The organism is Moorena sp. SIO4E2, from assembly GCF_010671945.1.
Taxonomy (GTDB): Bacteria; Cyanobacteriota; Cyanobacteriia; order Cyanobacteriales; family Coleofasciculaceae; genus Moorena; species Moorena producens.
Genome location: NZ_JAAHIE010000054.1, coordinates 1 through 22,497, shown reverse-complemented (window position 1 = coordinate 22,497; position 22,497 = coordinate 1). Strand labels below are relative to the sequence as shown.

19 protein-coding genes and 2 pseudogenes are annotated in these 22,497 nt (G+C 43.5%); 8 read left to right on the top strand and 13 right to left on the bottom strand.

Annotated elements, in window-relative coordinates:
- Positions 1 to 377: 377 nt before the first annotated feature.
- A complete protein-coding gene (locus tag F6K37_RS09030; protein WP_008178055.1) occupies positions 378 to 1,064 on the top strand; it encodes a carbonic anhydrase in 687 nt (228 codons plus the stop codon).
- A 578-nt stretch (positions 1,065 to 1,642) separates the two neighbouring features.
- The gene (locus F6K37_RS09025; protein WP_287249637.1) at positions 1,643 to 2,062 is read left to right on the top strand and encodes a DUF29 family protein; all 420 of its coding nucleotides are present in this window, start codon (positions 1,643 to 1,645) and stop codon (positions 2,060 to 2,062) included.
- Positions 2,063 to 2,417: 355 nt separating this feature from the next.
- Here the strand turns inward: F6K37_RS09025 and sbcC are convergent, their stop codons facing one another.
- A complete protein-coding gene (gene sbcC, locus F6K37_RS09020) occupies positions 2,418 to 5,438 on the bottom strand; it encodes an exonuclease subunit SbcC (RefSeq protein ID WP_287249636.1) in 3,021 nt (1,006 codons plus the stop codon).
- 446 nt (positions 5,439 to 5,884) lie between these two features.
- Between sbcC and F6K37_RS09015 the strand changes: the two genes are divergently transcribed.
- Positions 5,885 to 6,484: a hypothetical protein gene (locus F6K37_RS09015; RefSeq protein ID WP_008178048.1), complete on the top strand. Its 600-nt coding sequence runs from the start codon at positions 5,885 to 5,887 to the stop codon at positions 6,482 to 6,484.
- A 126-nt stretch (positions 6,485 to 6,610) separates the two neighbouring features.
- On the opposite strand, the gene F6K37_RS09010 is transcribed toward F6K37_RS09015, so the two are convergent.
- From F6K37_RS09010 to F6K37_RS08985, 6 genes are all read right to left on the bottom strand, one after another.
- Positions 6,611 to 8,350 (bottom strand): DUF3685 domain-containing protein, encoded by a 1,740-nt coding sequence (locus F6K37_RS09010; protein ID WP_008178046.1) that lies wholly within the window; start codon positions 8,348 to 8,350, stop codon positions 6,611 to 6,613.
- A gap of 282 nt (positions 8,351 to 8,632) precedes the next feature.
- Positions 8,633 to 9,229 carry a hypothetical protein gene (locus tag F6K37_RS09005; protein ID WP_193374684.1) on the bottom strand — a complete coding sequence of 199 codons (597 nt, stop codon included), beginning with the start codon at positions 9,227 to 9,229 and terminating at the stop codon, positions 8,633 to 8,635.
- Positions 9,230 to 9,775: 546 nt separating this feature from the next.
- On the bottom strand, positions 9,776 to 9,982 hold the full coding sequence (locus F6K37_RS09000; RefSeq protein ID WP_154659640.1) for a hypothetical protein: 207 nt from the start codon (positions 9,980 to 9,982) through the stop codon (positions 9,776 to 9,778).
- Complete coding sequence (gene fabD / locus F6K37_RS08995) at positions 9,964 to 10,860, bottom strand: ACP S-malonyltransferase (protein ID WP_287249634.1); 897 nt, start codon at positions 10,858 to 10,860, stop codon at positions 9,964 to 9,966. Before fabD ends, F6K37_RS09000 begins: the two co-directional genes overlap by 19 nt.
- 297 nt (positions 10,861 to 11,157) lie before the next feature.
- Positions 11,158 to 11,370, bottom strand: a complete 213-nt coding sequence (locus F6K37_RS08990) for a hypothetical protein (RefSeq protein ID WP_131827278.1) — start codon at positions 11,368 to 11,370, stop codon at positions 11,158 to 11,160.
- A gap of 141 nt (positions 11,371 to 11,511) precedes the next feature.
- Complete coding sequence (locus tag F6K37_RS08985; protein ID WP_008178039.1) at positions 11,512 to 13,227, bottom strand: VWA domain-containing protein; 1,716 nt, start codon at positions 13,225 to 13,227, stop codon at positions 11,512 to 11,514.
- Positions 13,228 to 13,510: 283 nt separating this feature from the next.
- On the opposite strand from F6K37_RS08985, the gene upp reads away from it, so the two are divergent.
- Positions 13,511 to 14,146, top strand: a complete 636-nt coding sequence (gene upp, locus F6K37_RS08980) for a uracil phosphoribosyltransferase (protein ID WP_008178037.1) — start codon at positions 13,511 to 13,513, stop codon at positions 14,144 to 14,146.
- Positions 14,147 to 14,238: 92 nt separating this feature from the next.
- On the opposite strand, the pseudogene F6K37_RS08975 reads toward upp, so the two are convergent.
- A pseudogene (locus F6K37_RS08975) lies at positions 14,239 to 14,409 on the bottom strand (helix-turn-helix domain-containing protein); the annotation flags it as partial.
- A gap of 853 nt (positions 14,410 to 15,262) precedes the next feature.
- On the opposite strand from F6K37_RS08975, the gene F6K37_RS08970 reads away from it, so the two are divergent.
- The 4 genes and pseudogenes from F6K37_RS08970 to F6K37_RS08955 all read left to right on the top strand — a co-directional run bounded on the left by F6K37_RS08970 (position 15,263) and on the right by F6K37_RS08955 (position 18,436).
- Positions 15,263 to 15,529, top strand: a complete 267-nt coding sequence (locus F6K37_RS08970) for a hypothetical protein (protein WP_008178035.1) — start codon at positions 15,263 to 15,265, stop codon at positions 15,527 to 15,529.
- Positions 15,530 to 15,624: 95 nt separating this feature from the next.
- Positions 15,625 to 16,053 (top strand): annotated as a pseudogene (locus F6K37_RS08965) (CHAT domain-containing protein).
- A 243-nt stretch (positions 16,054 to 16,296) separates the two neighbouring features.
- A complete protein-coding gene (locus F6K37_RS08960; protein ID WP_008178032.1) occupies positions 16,297 to 17,556 on the top strand; it encodes a glycosyltransferase family 4 protein in 1,260 nt (419 codons plus the stop codon).
- Between the two features lie 529 nt (positions 17,557 to 18,085).
- Positions 18,086 to 18,436, top strand: a complete 351-nt coding sequence (locus tag F6K37_RS08955) for a hypothetical protein (protein WP_287249631.1) — start codon at positions 18,086 to 18,088, stop codon at positions 18,434 to 18,436.
- Between the two features lie 97 nt (positions 18,437 to 18,533).
- On the opposite strand, the gene F6K37_RS08950 is transcribed toward F6K37_RS08955, so the two are convergent.
- The 5 genes from F6K37_RS08950 to F6K37_RS08930 all read right to left on the bottom strand — a co-directional run bounded on the left by F6K37_RS08950 (position 18,534) and on the right by F6K37_RS08930 (position 22,254).
- Entirely contained in the window at positions 18,534 to 18,659 is a 126-nt protein-coding gene (locus F6K37_RS08950; protein ID WP_287249629.1) for a hypothetical protein, read from the bottom strand.
- On the bottom strand, positions 18,646 to 19,239 hold the full coding sequence (locus F6K37_RS08945; RefSeq protein WP_008178027.1) for an RNA polymerase sigma factor: 594 nt from the start codon (positions 19,237 to 19,239) through the stop codon (positions 18,646 to 18,648). The genes F6K37_RS08950 and F6K37_RS08945 overlap by 14 nt, the downstream gene beginning before the upstream one ends.
- A gap of 334 nt (positions 19,240 to 19,573) precedes the next feature.
- A complete protein-coding gene (locus tag F6K37_RS08940; protein WP_008178024.1) occupies positions 19,574 to 19,969 on the bottom strand; it encodes a hypothetical protein in 396 nt (131 codons plus the stop codon).
- A 541-nt stretch (positions 19,970 to 20,510) separates the two neighbouring features.
- Positions 20,511 to 21,497: a cysteine synthase A gene (locus tag F6K37_RS08935; protein ID WP_008178022.1), complete on the bottom strand. Its 987-nt coding sequence runs from the start codon at positions 21,495 to 21,497 to the stop codon at positions 20,511 to 20,513.
- Between the two features lie 118 nt (positions 21,498 to 21,615).
- Positions 21,616 to 22,254, bottom strand: a complete 639-nt coding sequence (locus F6K37_RS08930) for a peroxiredoxin (RefSeq protein WP_008178020.1) — start codon at positions 22,252 to 22,254, stop codon at positions 21,616 to 21,618.
- Positions 22,255 to 22,497: the final 243 nt, after the last annotated feature.

Below are 22,497 nucleotides of genomic sequence, written 5' to 3'. Positions count from 1 at the left end.
TCAGCGGTCAGCGGTCAGCGGTCAGCATTCAGCGGTCAGCGGTCAGCGGTCAGCATTCAGCGGTCAGCGGTCAGCGGTCAGCATTCAGCGGTCAGCGGTCAGCGGTCAGCATTCAGCGGTCAGCGGTCAGCGGTCAGCAGACCTAACAGAGATTAAACCAATACTTACCTGGTAAGCCTATGCGCTACGCGCATAAGCTGATAGCTGATAGCTGATAACTGATAGCTGAATGCTGATAGCTGAATGCTGATAGCTGAATGCTGAATGCTGAATGCTGAATGCTTACCGAAATACAAACCTAAAAGTCATTTAAGACCGCTATTGCCTATAAAATTATTGAAGATCCCAATTATAGAGCATCTAGCTGTAAGCCTGAAATGAAGCAGTTGATTCAAGGTCTGCATCAATTCCAGACCAATTACTTCGAGACCCACCGAGACCTATTTGAGTTACTGTCTCACGGGCAGCATCCCAGAGTACTATTCATCACCTGTTCAGATTCTCGCATTGACCCGAGTCTGATTACTCAAACTGAGCCTGGTGAAATGTTCATCATCCGCAATGCCGGGAATATCATACCGCCTTATGGAGCAAGTAATGGGGGTGAACCAGCAGCAGTAGAGTATGCTATTTATGCCTTAGGCATTAATGAAATTGTCGTATGCGGTCACTATCGCTGTGGAGCGATGAAAGGTTTACTGAAAATCGACAAGCTAGAAGAGGACATGCCAGCCGTTTACCAATGGCTCAAGCATGCCGAAGCCACTCGCCGGATTATCAAAGAACACTATCAAGACTATGAAGGTGATGAACTCCTGAATGGGGCGGTGGAGGAAAACGTCCTTAACCAACTACAAAATTTACGTACTTACCCAGTTATTCAATCTCGACTCAGAAGTGAGGAAATTCGGCTTCATGGCTGGGTCTATAAGATAGAAACGGGAGAGGTTCTGGAATATAGTCCACTGCAAAAGCAGTTTTTACCCCCTCAAACCCAGTTTTCAAGAGGAGCATGGATAACACCTCAGCAGCAAGCAAGAATTTATAAAGGTTCTCCGGAATAAACTCTAAACTAAGTAATAATAAACCAGAAAAAAAGTAGATGCAACCCTGATTAGAGGTGCTATAATCCAATTAGCGTCATTTGTACTCTTAGCCTGTGGTAAACTGTTGTCAGTAAGTCGTCAACAGTTTACAGCCAACAGTTAAATCAGCTTCTTAGTTTACAACAACCTATTTGCAACCCTATGTGTAGATGCCCTGATAGCTTATTCCCGTTGGACTAGTTATTGTCCTACCGTCTTTCTAACGTTAGTCAACACAATATCCGAAACTAGCTCGTATATAAAACGGCCTCTATAGTGCCGAGATTTCGGTTTTGATATTACTATAGTAAAAGCTATTTGAGGATTAGGATAACCGTATAATTGCGGAATTAGTTGAATAGCCTAATTGGGAACATTGGGCAATTTTACGGTTCTTTTGGTCATGGGTAATGGGTTACAGGGAGTAGGGAGTCGGGATTAGGGAGCAGGGAGTAGGAAGCAGAAATATGTCTTAAGCTTTACTTCGATTGCTATATCTTTGGTTATTTCAGTATTAGTCGCGACGGGGAAATTGAAAAGCGGAGGAATAATAGCCAATGGAAGAATTAATGACTCTCAAGGAATTACTCTACGAAGGCAAAATCCCTGAAGCCCTGGAACTGATTGAAGAATTGGAGGAGATGAGCAAATCGGATAAACTGAATAAACTATTTAGCTATGGAATTATTCTGCTGTTACATCTAATTAAAAAAGCTGCTGAAAAACGGACGACTAAATCTTGGGAAGTATCAATACGTAATTCTGTTAAACAAATTCAACGTACTAATAAGCGCCACAAGGCTAAAGGAACTTATCTAACGGAAGAGGAATTATTAGAAACCTTAAGAGATGCCTATGAATCCGCACTAGACCGCGCTTCATTAGAAGCATTTGAAGGAAGTTATGAAGCTGAAGAAATTGCTAAAATGGTGGAGCGCGAGGAAATCATAAAAACAGCAATGGATTTGATTTTATAGGGCTATCAGCATATGCGCTACGCGCACGCGTGCGCGTTCAGCCGTCAGCCGTCAGCAATCAGTTATTAGCTATAGCGCTAGGCAAAAGGCAACAGGCAAAAGGCAAAAGAGAACCGGAGTTTTATTGTCCAATAAACAAAGAACTTCTAGGTTTACATCTCATTTATAAACGCGCTTATCAGCGATCAGCAATCATAAATCCGTGTAGGAATTGTTATCATTCTTGATGCCCTATTCCCTATTCCCTACTCCCTACTCCCTGTTCCCGGCTGACGGCTGACGGCTGACGGCTGACCACATTCCCTACTCCCTACTCCCTACTCCCGACTCCCTTTGCTACAAATATTAGCATTGATCACATGGTCAAACTTAACTGAGAGCCAAGGGATGTCTTAGATACTTCAATCCTGGTCTGAAAGGCTTCTTTAAACTGAGGCATATGAGTCACGGTTAGAATACAAGCAAAATCGGATGCGATCGCATTAATTGCTGCAATCAATCGCTCACACCCCTCGGCATCTTGGGTGCCAAACCCCTCATCCACAATCAACATTTGCAACGATGTTCCTGAGCGTTGGGCCAACAGTTGTGCTAATGCCAGACGAATGGCAAAATTAATCCGAAATGCTTCACCACCGGAATAGGTTTCATAAGGTCGAGTACCAGTGGCATCAGCAATTAAAATATCTAAGGTATCAATCAGCTTAGTTTTTTTCTTAGAAGACCGACTCCCGGCCTTTTGGGTCACAATTTGGATGTGTAACTGATTCCCAGTCAGTCTAGCCAAAATTTGATTGCTTTGGGCTTCTAGTTGAGGCAAAATATTCTCTATCATTAGAGCCTGGATGCCATTTTTGCCAAATGCGATCGCTAATTCCTGATACACCCGATATTGCCGCTGGAGTTGTTGGAGCTTTTCGAGTTGCTGTTGATACTGACTTTGCAGGGATTCCAGTTGCTGCAACCGTTGTTGGAGACGCCCCTGCTGGGATAGTTGTTTATCCATTTGCTGTCGGCGCTGCTTCATCCCCTGTTCTAAAGCTTGGAGGTCTCTAGTGACATCAGGACTTTGTTCCATTTGCTTGACAATGTCCTCAATTTGTGTATTAACCTCCTTGAGATTAGAGCGTCTGCTCTGGAGGGTTTGAGTTAGGCTTGCCAAGCGTTGACCGACTTGGGGCTGTTGCTCTTGGGCAGTTTGTAATTCCTGATAAGGCAGTTGCCAAGATTGGGCTTGACGCAACGAGGCTCTAACCTGATTATGAGCATCCAAGTTATAGCCAATCTCAGCTATGTATCGATCCAGCTGATCCAATTGCTGCTTCAACGGGGAATTGGTTTGTAACTGATGCACTGAGGCTTGAAGAGTATCCAGCTTTCGAAGCAGCTGTGGTTTCTGGGCATCAATTTTTTTCTGACGCCGCCTTGCTTCTTCTAGCTTAGCCGAGTGGATTTCAGCCCAGCGCCAGCGGTCTACTTCCCCCCGTGCTAGAGCATGGGTTTGTTCATCGTAGTTGAGCTGTTGGATTCGGAGGTCGAGTTGCCTGAGTTCTTCGTGTAATTCTACCCCATAACCAGGAATACTAAGGGATTGTTGCAGTTCTTTCTTTTCCTCTGATACTTCATAGAGTCGGTCGTAAACTTCGTCAGTGGCTTCTAGTTGTGCTGCTAGTTGTCCCCGTTGTTCTAGCAACTCTTCATAAGGAGAGAGTTGTTTGGAAATTTGGGAGTATTCATGGCGCAACACCTGAAGTTCTCGTTCACAAACTGTTAGCTGCTCTCGTACTACCCAGAATTGATCTTGAACATCCTTGTGCTCAGCAGTAGTTTTCTGAATCACCCGGTCAGAATGGGCTGCATCTAGAGGCTGCTCGCATAAGGGACAAACCGCGTTCTGAACTTGCAGCAATTGGATTTTTTGGATCAGTTCCCCCAGTAATTTTTCATAGCGACGTTGGTTTTCGTGGAGGCGTTCTCGAAAGCCTCGACGTTCTAGTCCTTTGTCCTGTAACCGAGACAGGTAGACCCGCTTTTTCTCTAATTCCCCAAGTTCAGCCTCTAACTGCAGTGCGGCCTGTCTCAGCTGAGGTGTTGTTGCTACTTGCTGGGATAACTGTTTTTCAGAAGAAACCAGTTCTTCTAATTTGGCACTGAGTCTGGCTTGAACCCGGTCAAGTTCGCTTTGGATAGACCCACGACGTTGCAACAAGGGAGAGACTTCTAGTTGTAAATTATCTAGCTGCTTGAGCCGTTCACGAACTTGCTTAAGTTGTGCGAGGGCTGTAGCCACTTGCCCTGAACGGGAGAGGGTATCTTGAATCTCTTGCTCTTGAGTACCCAAGGCTTCTAGTTGAGCTTGGATATCACGGATTTGCAGATTAAGTTGATTAATTTGTTGATCGAGCTGCTGTTGGAGTTGTTGTCGTTGCTGTTGCGCTTTCTGATAAGTCTGTAATTTGGCGGCAAGACTTTCTTCAAGTTCTTGTAGCTGGAGGTATTCGGCATAACCAGCAGTAATTTGTTGGTCTTGAGAGAGTAGTTCAGAAAGTTGTTGTTGTTGAGCAACAGCAGTAGCAATGTCTTGTTGTATGCGATCGCAATCTTGAGTGAGATTGAGATATTGTGTCCTAACAAAGTTCAGCTGTTGTTCCCAGCTATTCCGCTGATGTCCGATCGCTTGTAGTTTTTTGAGTTGTTGGGCGTCTTGGTCTTGGTCTTGTTGCAGCTGGTGTAAGGCAGTTTCCAGGGTAGCTGTTTCCTGTGCGATCGCATCCCGTTCTCCCAGTTGTTCCTTAATACCCTGCAAACTTTGCTCTAGCTGTTCTACTTGACCTTTCAACTGCTTTGACAAATCCTTGGCCTGGTCTGCCAATTTTTCGTATTGGTCTAGTTTGAGCAAATCTGCCAGAATTTGTTTCCGTTCACTGGGACGCCTGACCATAAACTCATCAGCTCGACCTTGACGCAGGTAAGAGGAGTTGATAAAGGTATCGTAATCTAGCTTCAGATTCGCTATTATTAATAATTGAGTTGCTCGTACTCCTTTCTGGGTTAAAGACTTAAAACCATTTGGTGTTTCCACTTGAAACTCTAGGGAAGTCCCCTGTTTCCGATGGCGAGTCCGAATAATTCGATGGGTTTGTTGATTATTTTGAAAAATAAAGTCAACTCGGACTTCCTTCGCCCCAGTATGGATGATATCGTTTTCCGAAGCAACACGGCTTTGTCCCCAAATCGCCCAGGTAATGGCTTCTAGCAGGGACGATTTCCCGGCTCCATTCTGACCACAAATACAGGCAGTGTGAAGACCCCGAAAGTCTAGAGTTGCGTCGCGGTAGCTGAGGAAGTTTTTTAGAGTTAGTTGGATCGGAATCATCTAGGTTCCACAAGCCTCACACCGTTAATACTTTCACGCATCAGTATAAACACACACTTTGCATAGTGTAACGACGTATATATCAGTTTTCTAGGTCTTGAACACTCATTTTTACAAAAGTTAATAAATACTCAGTAAGCAAAAATTCTTAGCTAGACCGTCATTTGTCAGCGGTCAGCGGTAAGCAGTCAGTGGTCAGTGGTCAGCGGTCAGCGGTCAGTGGTCAGTGGTCAGTGGTCAGTGGTCAGTGGTCAGTGGTCAGTGGTCAGTGGTAAGCCGTCAGCCGTTGGCCAATGGCTGAGAGCTGAGAGCTGAGAGCTGAGAGCTGAGAGCTGAGAGCTGAGAGCTGATTTGGGGGTAACCATGTTCCATGGGGAACTCGATCAGGCGTACTATTAATCTAAGTAGGATTAATCTAATCGGATACCGAAACTAGGGTAAACATTATGTCAAAAGCTACGGTGCAATATACAACCAAGGATTTAAAGGAACTCGGCTTCATCGTTGAAGTCCCAGGCAGAACCGACAATGCTAAAAACAGAGCCAAAGCTATCCAAGAGATTCAACGGCGCATGGAAGACTCAGAAGACACTACGGTCAATGAGGATAGCTTTGCCGATGGCTTAAGTGCTGACGATTTGATTTTAGTTGAGCCACTAGCTACCGGTAGTACAGATGGTGAGGAAGCAGAGATTATTCAGTCAGTAAAAGCGATCGCATCTTTAGCAAGTTTAAGGGTCAACTTGGAACAAGCTTACCAACAAGCGGTGGAATTACGGCCAGTGATCGAAGCCTTATTTTCCCCAGACCCCCTGACACCGGAACATATGAAACTGGCAACGGATAGAAATTTTGCCAAAACCTTAACAAAATTTGCTGAAGCCAAAGCAGCTCACGATCAGTATTTGCCCATTGCCAAAGAGGCTTGGGAAATATTAGAACCCGCTTTGCCACCATCTCAGCATCAAGCTAATCCTCTAGGCTCGGAAGTAGTAGAGCATACTCAGAGTAATGGCAAAAATGGTGTGGCTGTGAATGAGTCATGAAACCTATGCCTAAAGGCAGGGGCTTCTAAAATTGTTTTCTAAAATTGTTTAGGTGGGGAGGGTTGAATCAGTCCCAATGCCGGATGTCATGGTATTTTTTTACTTTCCCCTCTTCCCTGTCTTCCCCTATTTTCCACGTCCAGGATTTTTCCCAAACCTGGCCTCTTGGACGCTACTACCAATTCCCTGAATTACACCACGAACTACTAGACCAATACTTCTACCAAAGACTTGGGTCAACAGATACACCACGCCATTACCAATCCAAGTAACAGCCGCTTGCAGACGGGGAGAAAGAGCATCCCGTAGCTCATAGGCTAAAGTCACAGCTAGCTGAAAACCTCGCAACTTTTCTAATTCTCGACGTCGGGGAGCATAGATACTAGTTTGTTTAATGCCAGTGTCAGTTAGGATAAATAAATCATATCGACTCTCGAAAATTGCTTGTGGCTCACCAAATAGTTGATCTTGGCGATATCGCCAGGATAGATTATTGCGAAATCGGGCTATTTCCCGGGATGACATTAGATTTTTATGATAAAAATTTACCTTAATAACTTCTACATCTGCCAATTGATTTAATAACGGTTGAATCACCCCATTAGCAATTTGGATAATTAAATTGTCCAGGAGAAATTCTGACCGTTGAATTGCTTCGGGGGTCTGGGCAGGATAGGAGACATTATCAATTACTAATGATTTCTCAAATAGCCGATGAGCTAATAAGTCAATAACTAGAGGAATTTTATCAATAATTTCCTTTTTTACGATGGGATAGTTACCCAGCAAAATAGTGACAACTTCTAGTTGTGTATTGTCCGTGTACAAGGTATAATACTTGCCGAAGAAATCTGTGATTGATGCTTCCCACAGATCTTTCAGAATCAGCTGTTGCTTCTGAGGTAAATGTTCCAGTTTTACTTCAGACAAGCGCAAATCTTCAACAAGTGCTTCAAAGGTTTGGAAGACTAAACCAAGTAACTCTGCTCTTTTCTCTACTTGGAGAATGTCAATTTCTAGGGGAACACCAGAGAGGTTGGATAAACCGGATTGAAGTTTTACCATTGTCCGCTCAAATGTTCGCTCAAATGTTCGATCAACTAGTGGTGCCTTAGGGCTAAGCTGGGATTGAGCCCTTGGCGCAACAGTCAGTGAGCTTTCCGGTTTAGGCATTGGAACTAAGGAACTCTCCCGTGACGGTTCCACCAGAATGATGCTAGCAGGTAATAGCTGATCCGCCAGCCAACGGGCTACCAATAGTTCTCGACGGCGTCCAGTCCAAAACAGCCAATCCCAATTGGAAAGACGAGGATTTTGCAGCTGACTATTGACCTGGGCTAAAGCTGCTTCAAATTGTTGGAATCCTGAGTTACGCCACTGTTGATACCAGGGAGCAAAACCTGCACCTTTATAGGATATAGTAGGTAAGTTAGACAGTGTCTGCCAATAGGATTGACCCTCAATAATTTGACCAATGGCTTCAAGAATGGTAGCGATCGCTACTCCTTTGGGGCAGTACCCATTTACACCCAATGCTTGAGCTGCTGCTAGCACGGTGGGTTTAGATTCCCTGGTCAGTAGTAAGATTGGCAAGTTAGGGTACTCCTGCTGTAATCGCTGACACAGTGGCAATCCTGATAAGGCTATCCCTTCACTTGAATTAGGGGGACCCAAAGCTAGTTCCAAAATTGCCACATCCACGGAGTTGGTCGCCTCTAGTGCCGCTAATCTTGATAGGGCTTCTGTGCCAGTATCAGCCTCAGCTACAACTAGCAGCTCCTCGAAGGCTTGCAAGGCAGTCGTGAGACCCAATCGGAATACTGGGTCATCATCAATCAGAAGGATATGAGTTATGCGATCGCTCATATGGAGATAGCCTATAGGAAATCGCTCATGGCTAAAGCCTGTAAACCAATGAACTCTATGAACAATTAGCCATTTACGCTAGCATAACATTACCTTTTCTGGCTTGGTGGCTGACGAACCGACCCGCCGGAGCAGGAATCCAGGTTAATTGTTAATTGTTAATTGTTAATTGTTAATTGTTAATCGTTAATTTAAAATTATTAATTCTCAATTAACGATTAACGAAATTTGATAATAACTGTTCAGATTAAATCAGTTCACCGCCCAATTCTTGGTCTTTGCTTAGGCTTGTGGTTGTAGCTGTTCGTGTGATTGAGCTAGCTGTTGCTGTAGCTGTTCCTGTGATTGGGCTAGCTGTTGCTGTAGCTGCTCCTGTAGTTGTTCCTGTGATTGGGCTTCTAGCTGTTCGTGTGATTGAGCTAGCTGCTCCTGTAGTTGTTCCTGTGATTGGGCTTGTACTTGTTCCTGTCGCTGTTCCTGTGCTTGTACTTGTAGTTGTTCCTGTGCTTGTACTTGTAGTTGTGCTTTATCTGGTTTCGGTGCCTTGGGTTTTTTCTCAAATACTTGAATGCCTGGTTGCTCTACCCGAAACCCTTTGTTAATTTTGGCTCCCAGTTTGCCAGTAATAACAGCCACCCACATGGAATACATCTGATTAGCAGTGGTGATTTTTTTCCAAACTTTAGGTTTGACCTTAATCGTAAAAATCGTGCCATCACAATCAACACTAAATTCCTGCCAGCCGTTTTTAACAGTTTTTGCTGTCGGTAACTCGTTAATTTTGATAGTAATTTCCATTTTGCCATAAACTATTCCATTTTTTGGTTTTTTTATTTGAATGATTTCATCCGCTTTGTGAATACTCATTATTTCAAGCATCGGCAACTCCTTTGGTAATAAAAGTGATTTGTTTTAGGAATATGGTTAAGAAAATATAGCGCTTTTTAAGCTAGTAAGGTACAAGTTTTTGAGTAAGCATATGCGCTACGCGCACGCTGCTTGAGGTGCCGTCAGTAGTCAGTGGTCAGTGGTCCCTGAAAGCTGAAAGCTGAATGCTGAAAGCTGAATGCTGACATTTCCCCTAACCGAAACCCCTTGGGTCAAGGTGTTAGACTGGTCAGGGGTAACTCAGCACAAGTCAGTTTAGTGGCCATAAGGAAACAGTGGTTGATCTTTTGTCTAGAGACCACCAATCCAGAGACCTTTTCGAGCCATCGAAGGTCAACTGACTTACTTATTTACTCTGTGATTTTGCATTTTCTCATATTTTTATGATTTCAAAAGCGACTGCATCAAGAATGTTAGGTAAGTTTGAAAAACTCAAAAAAACCTAATGGTTCTGGATTTGATCGATATGCGATCGCATAAGCGCGGAAGCTGAGGCCGTAGGCCACGCTACGCGAACGCTTCATCGCGCTCCTGACATCATGTCCGGATAATTACCCTTAATAAAAATCTCGCCACACGCCCCACACTTGCCACACGCCCCACACTTGCCACACTTGCCATCCCTACACCTTGGTAATTATTGGCCGAATTCCACCAAAGCGGCGCGTCAAATAGGATTGCGCCGCCATCCAAGACATGAATCAGATCGAGGTTAGGGCTTCGAGTTAGCCTACTGCTAAGCATTGCTGCAGATCAGCAATGCTATTAACGTTTTCTAAACTTAACTCCGGACACATCCGTTTAATTAAGCCAGTCAGCACCTTACCTGGTCCGACTTCCACTACTTTCTCAATTCCTTCCACTGGTAGCCTCAGAGAAATTTCTCGCCATCGTACTGAACCAGTAATTTGAGACTGGAGTTGATGTTTTAAGGTAACTGCCTCGACCGTGGGTACAGGGTCCACATTCGATAATACTGGTACCTGGGCGTCAGTAAAGGGGACAGACAGCAAGAGTTCCTGGAACTGAGCCGCTGCTTCAGCCATTAAGGGAGAATGAAAGGCTCCGGACACTTTTAGAGGAACAGCCCGTTTGACTTTAATCTGACTCAGCAAATCCTGAACTGCTGTTGGTTTACCTGAAATTACCACTTGAGCAGGACTGTTATCATTAGCAATAACAACATCCTGTATCTGCTCGATTTTTTCTTCAAGTTCTGGGCGTTTGAAGCCAATCAGAGCAACCATCATGCCTTCAGTTGCACTATCCATCAATTTAGCCCGATGTTGGACTAGGCGTAGCCCTGCCTCAAAGTTAAATACCCTGGCAGTGTAGAGGGCAACATATTCTCCCAAGCTGTGACCCGCTAGTAGATGGGGTCGTTCCCCTTGTTCCATGAGCAGATCAGCCAGGATACTCTCAACTACGTATAAGGCAGGTTGAGTGTAGAGGGTTTGAGATAACTGATCGGACTCCCCTTGACAAATATCTAGGACAGACCAGCCTAAAATTTCCTCAGCTTGCTTAAACTTAACCTTTGCAGAGGGCAGGTCTAATAAGTCTACTCCCATACCTGGTACCTGAGAACCTTGTCCGGGAAACACCCATGCAGTCTTTATCATTTATTAATTATTTATTGGTCGTCAAGAATCAATTATCTGCTATTGCTGTACAATTTGGTGGTCTTATGGATTTGAATTATCTCAGGTGCCCTGAGTGCTGAGTGCTGAGTGCTGAGTGCTGAGTGCTGAGTGTTGATCCGGTTTACCCTGATTTATCTGGTGCTTATTGCTACCGATGGAGAGCAATACTTTGGTAAACGGTGGCAACATCTGGGTGATTGGAACCATGGGCAATAAATTCTTGGAGGATAATATCGGTAGAATAAGGCGGCTGGTAAACTGAGCACAACACTTACCCTAAATCAGGATACTACAGTAGCTCGGTATAAACCGGAAAGCAACTACGAGTAGTACACCACCGACGTAAGCATTCAGCTGAGAGCTCTCAGCTAATGCGCTACTTGAGGTGCTTTTGAATAAAACAGGTACGCATTGGAATAATGCTGACCACTGAGCGCTGACCGCTGACCACTGAGCGCTGACCGCTGACCGCACCTCAAGTAGCACCATCTGTAGCGCATATGCTTACCCACCGACTAGCAAAGACATGGGATAAAACAGGGTAAGCTAAGTTTAATCATTGGCTGATCAACGATAGCTCTATAATTTAGAGCGACTCATTATCAATTAATCTGTCATAATTCATAATTTTTAAAACTCCAGTTTTAAATCTGCCATTAAGTTCAAAATAGTTGATGGATCCCCTTGACGGTAGTATCCCCAATTAAATTCAGCAATTTGTTCTAGTACTTTAGGATTAAACTCTCCTTCGTTACCGTAACCAATAGTGAAAAAGGCAATTCGATTATCGCTGGAAAAGCCACTTTTTTCCAGTTCTTGAGATAGTTGCTCAAGACGAAGCTTAGAATCAGAATCGTCGCCATCGGTCAAAATCACCACAGCATTAATGGCACGCTCTTGGTAATTCTTTTGTAACCAGTTACGGGCTTCGAGGGCAGCATCATATAACCGATTACCCCCGTCAGGGTTGAGATTAAGAATAAACGCCATAGCGCGATCGCGTTTTTGAGGGGTGCTATCTACCAATACTGGTGGACGAATCTCGGAATCAAAATCAATCAGGGCAATTTGTTCTGTTGGTCCTAAACTCTCGATGTATGCGCGCAAAGTCTTTTGAACCGCTGCTAATTTATTCCCCGACATAGAACCGGAAGAGTTTACCAACACCACCACTTGTGAGGGTTTTTTGGCAAATTCCTGCCAGGACTTGACCATTGCTGCCACTACCTCTGGTTGAGGGGAACTCAGGGAATCGTATCTGGCCTTGGAGTCAACACCAAATTGAGCAGAAAACTTGGCACCTAATGGCACTTCTGGTACACCTGGCCTTAAACCAAGTTCTGTGGCAATTTTTTGGACTTGGGGCGATCGCAAATAATCAATCACCTGTTGCCCAGCAGCCTTTTCCTGCCTACTCACCCAAGGGGCTTTGGGTAAAATTGCTCGCATATTGGAGGTAAAGGTTGCCTGGGGATACACTGCCTGATAGCGGCTTTGCCCAGCTTGCTGATGGGAATTTGCAGCAATTACTGAAGACTCGTACACTGAACCAATCGATGCCCAAAAAGAACCATTCTTTACCATGTCCTTTGCCAAGGAACTGCTAGAGACACCATAGCGAATCACTTTACTTTGTATCCCTTGGATCTGTGTCTGATAACGCTGCACATCTGCTACTGTTAATTGTTCTGGTCGTTTACCAGATACACTGGCAAATTGAACCACTAAGGTTTGTAAACCAGAATTGGAGCCAGTAGGAGCAGTGTGGACAAGGTGAATGGGCAATTGAGGGCTCTTGGGATCCAGTTCCTGGTGGGTTTTGGTATTCACCAAGGCTTTGTACAAATCCGGTTGCTGGCGTAATCCATCGGCTAATTCTGCCGATGTCATAAATACCATGGGGCTCTGGGCTAACAATGGTGCATCGGTAATCTCTCCGATGTAATCTCGCCCTGGGAAAATCTGATTGATCTGATCGATTAACTGACGATGATGGATTTCCCCATCCACCGAAACTAAGCTAGGAAATTCTGGCGCATTACGCTTAAGGCTACGGGATTTGAGTTGTTGCGCCAGGGATGTCAGACTAGTTACCACATCGCTACTACTTTTAGTGTCGCAGCTGAGAGAGAACCCCTTACCATTGGCTAATTTCGGCTGTTGTTGGTTAAATTGCTCCGCTGCTTGCTCGCAGAATTGCCCTAAAGCGCTACCGACTAAGAATTTGACCTCAAACCTTTGCTGGGTTATAAGGTTGGGTTTTCCCATGCAAGCTCCTAGAAAAAGCATACCCAACGCGGTGCTCAGGTGAGTTAGGCGCTGATAACTCAATAATTTAGTATTCATAATATAGAATTTTTAGTTGAGATGTAAACATAGGATTGATATAAAAAGGGAATAGGGAACAGGGAATAGGGAACAGCAGGAAATAGGAATATTTTTTGGTGTTATGATAAATCAGCCGGAAATGCTATATCATTATTTATGTGGCAATAATTAATGCGCTAATCACACTTTATCTAAAAATTAGCCATATACAAATTATCCACGCAACCGTTTATTTTTGAAATAGTCTCACATTCTGTTAAAGTCAAATAGGTCGCCACCAATCACTGATGATCAATCACTGATGATCAATAATGTCAAAGTAATTCACCATCCCCTTGTGCAGCATAAGTTAAGCCTGATGCGTCAGGCTGGAACGAGTACAGCCAAATTTCGTAAACTCCTTAAAGAAGTTGGGTTATTGTTGGCATACGAGGTAACAAGGGACTTGCCCCTAAAGTATGAACCAATCAATACACCAATCGCGCCGATGCTAGCTCCGATGCTGGCTTCAGAAAAGAAGATGGTGATTGTCTCGATTATGCGAGCCGGACAGGGTCTGTTAGATGGCATTCTAGAACTCATCCCATCGTCTCGTGTTGGTCATATCGGTTTGTATCGTGACCCCCATACCTTTGTGCCCATTGAATATTATTTCAAACTCCCTGATGATATGACTCAGCGAGATGTGTTGGTGGTTGATCCGATGTTAGCTACAGGTAATACTGCCATTGCTGCTGTTGACCGACTCAAGGAAGTTAGCCCGAAGTCAATTAAGTTTCTGTGCTTATTAGCAGCACAGCAAGGGCTTGACTATTTCCAACAGCACCATCCAGATGTAGTGATTTACACGGCGGCTATTGATCAAGAATTAGATCACCATGGCTATATTATTCCAGGACTTGGGGATGCAGGCGATCGCTTGTATGGTACGAAGTAATCTAATATAGCGCTACGGACAAGGCAAGAGGCAAGAGGCAAGAGGCAAGAGGCAAGAGGCAAAAGTTTACTATAGTATTATGGAAATGTCTTTTGCTCCTGATTCAACTTAGGTTTTCTGCCCCTACCTTTTTGATTATATATTCCTCTTATTTTTTGATATTCCCATCTATTTAACCAGTTATATATAGTTTTTCGATTGACTCCAAATAGTGACGTTAATTCATTGATATAAAACTTTTGATAACTCAACAATATACATTTATAGCAGTCGCCAGGGCAGTTAGGACATGACAAAAGTCTCAAACTACAGTTTGGCTTGAGTTTAACTTCTGACTTCTGACTTCTGACTTCTGCTATAGCTCTGTCTCTCACTTGCGGTGCGAGGGTGAATCTCAGTTTTGCCTAATTGCAAAACTGAGATGCACCCTACACGATGGAGAGCAGTATCTAGTGGAAAAATACAATATTTCCGTGTCTCTAGGGTTGCAACTGCTAGATCCACAACCGTTACCGAAAAAATTGGGTAATCGCGCCCCGTCCTTATAGGAGACGCGCGCCTCAGAGTTAAGAAGCATTTATTGGGAGCAGGCTATGAGCAAAAGGGTTAAAACTTATTAATTAAGGCTTCTTAACTCTTACGGTAACTTCTAGAGACGGCTTTCTTTTTGGGAGCATCCCAATTTGGCACGTTAGCTCTTTTTAGGGGGCTGAAACCCTTGAAATATCGTTGCTTTGGGTAATATTGTTTCCAAAATGGGATGCTCCCTTCTTTTTCAGCTAAAACTTGACAGTTTTCACAGAGCGTGTTATAATAAAAACCCTTACAATAAACTAAAAAGCTAGATAAATACTATCTAAAAATAAGTAGATAACGTAAAAAATATGTATGAGATACGTATTGCGTAATTTGGTCTAACGACTACAACGTCTATGAAAAACTTAGATAAAAAAGTATCTGTCTATTCATCTAAAAAAGGTACGGTGGGGCACACCGAAACCATTATCTAGGATCTAAACGCTTGGGGAGATTTGTCCTCTACTTTTTCTGACTCCGGTTTGAAAGAGCCACGACGAGTCATAGAGCCAAGAATCCCCGCTCATAAGCGGGCGGGGAGTGTCAAGAAAAGAGAAATTTAGTATAATTGCTGGGGGATTGAGTGAAGCTCGTCAAGGCTTTAAAGCTTTACCAGGGGTGAAGCAGAAAATTGAGCAAATTGCTAAAAGCTTGAACCCAGACTCAGTCATGCTCAATCAAGAATTCACTAGCGAGAGAGTGTCTAAGAGGATATCTCCCAAGTTTTTTGATACTGAATTTTGCCCCCCTGACCCCCCAAGCGAGCAATCCCTCGCTTGGGGGGAACAAGAGTCAATTTGCTTCTAAAAGTCCCCCAGAATTGGGGGACCAACGGGGGCTTGGATGTAGCAAATGAGACTTCTCAGACAACCTCTAAGGAAATAACTACTAAAACCTCCAATGTGATACACTTAGCAACTCATGGTCAGTTTAGCTCCAAAGCTGAGGAGACCTTTATACTAACCTGGGAAAATAAAATTAATGTCAAAGAATTAGAGCAACTGCTGCGTAGTCAACAATTGTTGGGAGAAGACCAAATTGATTTACTCGTTCTTAGTGCTTGTCAAACTGCTAAAGGGGATGATCAAGCCATGTTAGGGTTAGCGGGTTTTGCGATTAAATCGGGAGCGCGTTCTACCTTAGGGACATTGTGGAAAGTGCGTGATGACTCCACTGCTATGTTCATCAACAAGTTTTACTAATACCTAAAACAGCCAGAAATTACGAAAGCAGAAGCGGTCAGGAAAGCCCAACTAGATTTGATTGGGGATACCAAGTTTAACGAACCTCTGTTTTGGGCACCTTTTATTCTGGTGGGTAATTGGTTGTAAGGGGAATAGGGAGTAGGGAGTAGAGAGTAGGGAACAGAAAGGGGTTAAGTAACGTTAATTTTTTTAAAAAAGTCAACAAAAATTATAGCGTTGATCGCACTTATGATGTAAAGTATTTGTTTTGAGGATGATTCCCTTAAAATTATAATTACTATTGCCTTATATAGCATTTACAAATAGCTCATACTTAATTCTTAATTCTTAATTCTTAATTCTTAATTCTTAATTCTTAATTCTTTCCTTATGAGCCAGTTGTTGGTTAATCTCTCGATTCTATTTTCCCAACCCACGGGTATTGCTAACTATGCCGCTAATCTTTTTCCTTATTTAAAACCTCTCGACCCTACTCTACTGATTTCTCCCACTGCGTCTAGCCGTTTCTGTAGTGCTACTACCTACACTTGCTACCCAATTCCAGGGAATTTAAGCCCTGAACAAGGCACGAAAGGACATTTTCGCCGTCTGTTGTGGACTCAGTTTCAACTGCCGCGAATTTATAAAAAATTGCGAACGCATCTTTTGTTTTCTCCAGTTCCAGAAGCTCCCCTCTTTACCAATTGCCGCTATGTGGTAATGGTTCATGATTTGATTGGGTTACGGTTTCCCCAGGGTTTCTCACCCTTAACTACCTACCAACGCTACTATATCCCCCAAGTTCTTGGTCAAGCAGAACACATCATCTGTAACTCTAGGGCTACTGCTAGAGACCTTACTGACTTCTTCGAGATTCCAGCCGCAAAAATCACCCCGATCTTACTGGCTTACGATGCCAATCACTATTATTATCAGGACTTACGCAAGTGCCCCCTAAATCCCCCAATTCTGGGGGACTTTGACATCATTACCCCCCAGAATTGGGGGGCAGGGGGGCAAAACCAACTAAATTTCGTAAGTCCTAATTATGTGGATACAGTAGATGGTGAAAAAGATCGGGAAAACCGGGAAAATTGTCCCTATTTTCTCTACATCGGACGCCCAGACCCCCACAAAAACCTCCATCGGCTGATTGAGGCTTTCGCTGGTCTAGCCAATTGCCACGACTACCAACTCTGGATTGCTGGCGCAACGGATAAACGCTACACACCATTGCTGGAAGCCCAAGCGGAACAACTGGATATATCCAGTCAGGTCAAATTCCTGGGATATGTTCCTCAGCACCAGTTACCGACCATGATTAGAAATGCGATCGCATTTGTATTCCCCAGTCTTTGGGAAGGCTTCGGTATCCCTGTATTAGAGGCAATGGCTTGCGGTACTCCTGTAATTACAGCCAATCTCTCCTCCTTACCGGAAGTAGCTGGAGATGCCGCTATATTAATCAATCCTTACAACCCTGAGGAAATCACAGCAGCTATGGCAGCAGTAGCAACCGATTCTCAAATGCGATCGCATCTTCGTATGGCAGGTCTTGCTAGAGCCAGTGAATTTAGTTGGCAAAAAACTGGGCAAGCTACGGTAGACATTCTAAGTCATATAGCAAAGGGAATAGGGAACAGGGAATAGGGAACAGGTTATCAGGTTGAAGGTTATCAGGTTGAAGGTTATCAGGTTGAAGGTTATCTGGTTGAAGGTTATCAGGTTGAAGGTTATCTGGTTGAAGGTTATCAGGTTGAAGGTTATCTGGTTGAAGGTTATCAGGTTGAAGGTTATCAGGTTATCAGGTTATCAGGTTGAAGGTTACAGGTTACAGGTTAGCTGGTTACAGGTTAGCTGGTTATTAAACCTTCAACCTTGTCAACATTCAACCTTCAACCTCTTCAACATTCAACCTTCAACCTGATTAACATTCAACCTCTTCAACATTCAACCTGATCAACCTCAACCTTCAACCTTCAACCTGATCAACCTTAAACCTTCCACCTTTACCCTTCAAGCTTCATGGTTGCTTCACAAAAAACCTCTGAGATATAAAGCTTTTGTAAAATTCCTTGGATTCTTGTCCTAATTACAGCAAAAATCTCACTAATGTAGTGAAGCCCAATCAAGACTGAAGCCCAATCAAAGTAACCAGTGTGAGATGAACAGATTTTCTATGTACACGATCTCAACAGAAAGCCCAACCCAATCAAATCTACGCCGATTGGAACTATTGCTGGAGTATTGCCAACTGGCAGCGCGTCCAACTTTGTCTGTGTCAGACAGCAACCGTATGGCTGAGATCCTCGAACTAGCTGAAGCTGACCAAATCCTTAACCTGTTGATAGATAAAGCTGATCTAGTTATAGCTAAACAATTTAGCTGGCTGAGTGACAATGATATTGATACCTATAAAAACCAAATCGCTAAGTTAGAAGAGTATTTAGAAATCTTTGTTTTCCAGAAATCACCTAAGACCAGTGAAACTCTACGTCATCAATTTGCTTGTTTCACTGGAAATCTTTAAGAATAATCTAAGCTATCAGCGTGTCGCGTATCAGCTATCAGCTTATGGGCTACAGATGGTGCTACTTGAGGTGCTTTTTAATAAAATAAGCTGACGGCTAACGGCTAACGGCTGACAGCTGACGGCTGAACGCGCACCCGTGAGCTTTTAGCTGACGGCTGACAGCTGACGGCACCTCAAGTAGCGTGCGCGTAGCGCATATGCTTACTTCAGGATAAGCCATAGTCTTCGAGCATAGAGTTGTCGATATCAAAAAAATAATCTCTCAAAACTTTCCTCATACGCTGATATCGTTTTCGCAACGCTGTATTACTTGCCAAGTTCAGGCGTTCTTCAATTTCAATCCAGGACAATTCCTCCATGACTCGTAACACAAAAATATCAAAATCTAGAGGACTTACTAGTTGTCTAATATCTGACAGTATTTCCTTGACATATTGATCCGATAAATAATCGGAAGCATCATTAGAGCTAATCTGGTATTCTATAGAGCTAAATTCACGTTCTTTTTTCCAATGCTTTCCTTTCTTAGCAAAATGCTCTCTAATCACATTTAAGCAGGTTGTTCTTAGCCAAGCTGATGGATTTTCAATATGTTGTCCAGATTCAATTTTGCTAACTCCGCGAATATAGCTTTCAATAAATATGTCAAAGATATCAAATTTGTGTTCAAGATTGAACTGCTTTAGTCTAAATTCAATAAATGCAAACAATCCCGATTTATTTCTTTGGTTTAAAAGAGAATTAACAGCGGCATCAAATTGTTTACGATTAGGGGACTTTGGAGGTTTTCTAGGTTGCATCTAGTGTAGTTCCTCGGGAAAAATAAAAGCACATGATGCCCCTGACTTTCAATTGTATTTGATAAAACTTATCATCACTATTACTCACTTAGTGACGATTAAGTCTCGATTTGTGACATTGATAAGTAGGTAGGGTAAAATAAATTCATCAAGGGTATAACCATGAAACAATGAGGTTACCGAGCTGTGTTGCCAAATTGGCATAAAAAATCTTTCCATAGCGGTGTTTTAGTATGCCTCGCTACTTACATTTGTCCTTGCTGACCCTAATGACTATAGCCCTTGTGATCATCAAGGAATTACCACATCAGTAGTTGCCACATTAGTTGCCACATTAGTTGTAGGTGCCCATGGCGTGCCCTTGGGATGCTTGCTCCCAATTGCCTGTGCTTAGCTCCCAGTCAGAACTGCTGTAGACGTAAGTGATTCGGATATGGTCTAGGATTATGTAGAAGCAGGTAGATTTTAGCCAGTCTGAGGGGTCTTGAATATCTTGTCCAGATTCAATTTTGCTAACGCCACGAATACAGCCCTCAAAAAGTATCTGGCCTATATCAAGTTCCTGTTCAAGATTGAAGTACTTGAGTTGGCGTTTAATAAATGTATATACCTCAGAGTTTTCTTTTTGTTTCCAGCTAGAATCAACTACTGCATCAAATTTTTGACGATTAGGGGATTTTAGGAGGTCTTGGGTTTGCATCTGGTGTACTTCCTCTAGAAAAATCAACATACGAAGTTCAGGCTTCTTACTTCAGTTTTTCTTGAAGAAGCCTCATCATTATTCTTAATAAATAATGAGAATTAAGTCTTGATTTGTGACACTGATCTAGTTTGATCGGTCAGCTAACCCGCGACGCCCATGCTACACTTTCTGCAAACAGCTATCAGCCCCTAGGCCCCAGAGAGCGAAGGAGTAATGGTTCAAGTTATAACCAAAAGCTCAGTTGACTTGAGGTGTCTTTCCAAAGTGAAAAGCCTTGGCACCAGTGTGTGTAGGTGTCTTTTTAGGGACATCCGTGGTGCCTAGGTTGCTCAAGGTGCTGACAGAGCAAGGCTTGATATTGATCTATATCAATTACAATACCAAGTTTGCTGGCATCTGTGACAGTACTCGAAAGGGTACTTTTATTTGTTTTTATTTGTGTTAAGCTTAAAGATTAGTTAGTAATAAGTGTCAAGGATTTCTGTCTGCTCCCTGTTCCCCGTTTCCCGTTGCCATTGGCTGAATACTTACAAAGATGACTAGATTAATGACCCTTCAGCCTTTTTCCTCAAGAGCTGCAATCACCCACAGAAAGTCCTTTAGATACCAACCATTCCTGATTGAATAGCCGTGACTGATAACGACCACCGCCATCACAAAGTACAGTCACAATTGTATGACCAGGTCCCATTTGTTTAGCCAGAGCAACAGCAGCTCCGACATTAATCCCGACAGACCCTCCCATAAATAATCCATCCCGGCTCAGCAGCTGGTAAACTACCCGGAGACATTCGTGGTCATCAATTTGAATGGCATCATCAATGGGAGCCCCTTCCATATTCCCAGTAATACGGCTGTTACCGATACCTTCTGTAATAGAGTTACCTTCCGGTTTAATTTCACCGGTCTTGACATAACTGTATAAACCACTGCCCATGGGGTCAGCCACCACACATTGAAGGTTAGGATTTTTTTCTTTCAAATACATCGCTACCCCTGCATAGGTTCCACCTGTCCCAGTTGCTGAGACCCAAGCATCAATTTTCCCGTCAGTTTGCTGCCACAGTTCTGGCCCAGTAGTTTCATAATGAGCCTGTCGGTTTGCCAAATTATCAAACTGATTCGCCCAGATGGCATTATCCATCTCTTGGGCAATGCGTCCAGAAAGCTTTACATAATTATTCGGGTCTTTGTAGGGTACTGCTGGCACTGGGCGAACTTCAGCTCCCAGGGTTCTGAGGGTATCCATTTTTTCTTGGGATTGAGTTTCCGGGATAATAATCAGGCACTTGTATCCCTTAGCATTACAGATATGGGCTAGACCAATGCCCGTATTGCCAGCGGTTCCTTCAACAACTGTACCCCCAGGCTTTAGTAAGCCTTTTTCTTCTGCATCTTTAATAATATAGAGGGCAGCTCGGTCTTTTACAGAACCTCCTGGATTGAGAAACTCGGCTTTCCCTAGAATTTCACAACCCGTCTCTTCGCTAAAGCTGTTTAAGCGAATAAGTGGTGTATTACCAACTGTATCAACAAAACCTGCTTTGATATCCATTTAAATCAAGTTTAAATTACAAATTCTAAATTCTAAATTCTAAATTCTAAATTCTAAATTCTAAAGAATGAAGGATGAAGTATCCTTAATCCTTCATCCTTCAGACTAGATAATTATTTCACTTGTTCGGTTGGGGTGTCATCCGCAGATAGGGCTTAATTTCCTCATATCCTTTGGGAAACCGTTCCTTCAACTCTTCTGGATCTTTGATGGAGGGTACAATAACACAGTCACCCCCGTCTGTCCAGTTAACGGGAGTAGCAACTTTATAGTCATCGGTCAACTGTAGGGAGTCAATCACTCGCAGGATTTCGTCAAAGTTACGACCGGTGCTAGCAGGGTAGGTTAACACTAACCGCAATTTCTTCTGTGGGTCGATGACGAAAACAGAGCGTACGGTTAGGGTATTGTCAGCGTTGGGGTGGATCATATCGTAAAGGTCAGACACCTTTTTATCTGGATCCGCCAAAATCGGGTAGTTGACCGTTGTTGTCTGGGTTTCGTTGATATCTCCAATCCAGCCTTTGTGGGAGTCAACATCATCCACGCTCAAGGCTAGCACTTTAACATTGCGCTTCTCAAATTCGGGCTTGAGTTTAGCAACCATACCTAACTCGGTAGTGCAAACTGGGGTGTAGTCGGCTGGGTGAGAAAACAGCACCACCCAGCTATCTCCTGCCCATTCATACAAATTAATCTCCCCTTCGCTGGAATTCTGAGTAAAGTCGGGTACGGTATCCCCCAATCGTAGAGTCATGGCTAAATCCTGTTGCTATTTGTTCTTGTCAGGATAGTTATCGTGCCACAAAACTCAAGTTTATCGGTCAGCTTTTAGATCTATTTTAGGATTGGCTTAGGAATTCTTTATTCAGCGGTCAGCGGTCAGCGGTCAGGGGTCAGCGGTCAGGGGTCAGCGGTCAGGGGTCAGCGGTCAGGGGTCAGCGGTCAGGGGTCAGGGGTCAGGGGTCAGCGGTCAGGGGTCAGGGGTCAGGGGTCAGGG

Bases quoted from the DNA above. Each gene is read 5' to 3' on its own strand.
- F6K37_RS08935 (WP_008178022.1), bottom strand. From the start codon at position 21,497: ATGGATATCAAAGCAGGTTTTGTTGATACAGTTGGTAATACACCACTT.
- F6K37_RS08960 (WP_008178032.1), top strand. From the start codon at position 16,297: ATGAGCCAGTTGTTGGTTAATCTCTCGATTCTATTTTCCCAACCCACG.
- F6K37_RS08945 (WP_008178027.1), bottom strand. From the start codon at position 19,239: ATGCAACCTAGAAAACCTCCAAAGTCCCCTAATCGTAAACAATTTGAT.
- sbcC (WP_287249636.1), bottom strand. From the start codon at position 5,438: ATGATTCCGATCCAACTAACTCTAAAAAACTTCCTCAGCTACCGCGAC.
- F6K37_RS09000 (WP_154659640.1), bottom strand. From the start codon at position 9,982: ATGCTTAGCAGTAGGCTAACTCGAAGCCCTAACCTCGATCTGATTCAT.
- F6K37_RS08955 (WP_287249631.1), top strand. From the start codon at position 18,086: ATGTACACGATCTCAACAGAAAGCCCAACCCAATCAAATCTACGCCGA.
- upp (WP_008178037.1), top strand. From the start codon at position 13,511: ATGATCAATAATGTCAAAGTAATTCACCATCCCCTTGTGCAGCATAAG.
- F6K37_RS09010 (WP_008178046.1), bottom strand. From the start codon at position 8,350: ATGAGCGATCGCATAACTCATATCCTTCTGATTGATGATGACCCAGTA.
- fabD (WP_287249634.1), bottom strand. From the start codon at position 10,860: ATGATAAAGACTGCATGGGTGTTTCCCGGACAAGGTTCTCAGGTACCA.
- F6K37_RS08990 (WP_131827278.1), bottom strand. From the start codon at position 11,370: ATGGTGCTACTTGAGGTGCGGTCAGCGGTCAGCGCTCAGTGGTCAGCG.
- F6K37_RS08950 (WP_287249629.1), bottom strand. From the start codon at position 18,659: ATGGCTTATCCTGAAGTAAGCATATGCGCTACGCGCACGCTACTTGAG.
- F6K37_RS08930 (WP_008178020.1), bottom strand. From the start codon at position 22,254: ATGACTCTACGATTGGGGGATACCGTACCCGACTTTACTCAGAATTCC.
- F6K37_RS09030 (WP_008178055.1), top strand. From the start codon at position 378: ATGAAGCAGTTGATTCAAGGTCTGCATCAATTCCAGACCAATTACTTC.
- F6K37_RS09015 (WP_008178048.1), top strand. From the start codon at position 5,885: ATGTCAAAAGCTACGGTGCAATATACAACCAAGGATTTAAAGGAACTC.
- F6K37_RS08940 (WP_008178024.1), bottom strand. From the start codon at position 19,969: ATGTTGATTTTTCTAGAGGAAGTACACCAGATGCAAACCCAAGACCTC.
- F6K37_RS09005 (WP_193374684.1), bottom strand. From the start codon at position 9,229: ATGCTTGAAATAATGAGTATTCACAAAGCGGATGAAATCATTCAAATA.
- F6K37_RS09025 (WP_287249637.1), top strand. From the start codon at position 1,643: ATGGAAGAATTAATGACTCTCAAGGAATTACTCTACGAAGGCAAAATC.
- F6K37_RS08985 (WP_008178039.1), bottom strand. From the start codon at position 13,227: ATGAATACTAAATTATTGAGTTATCAGCGCCTAACTCACCTGAGCACC.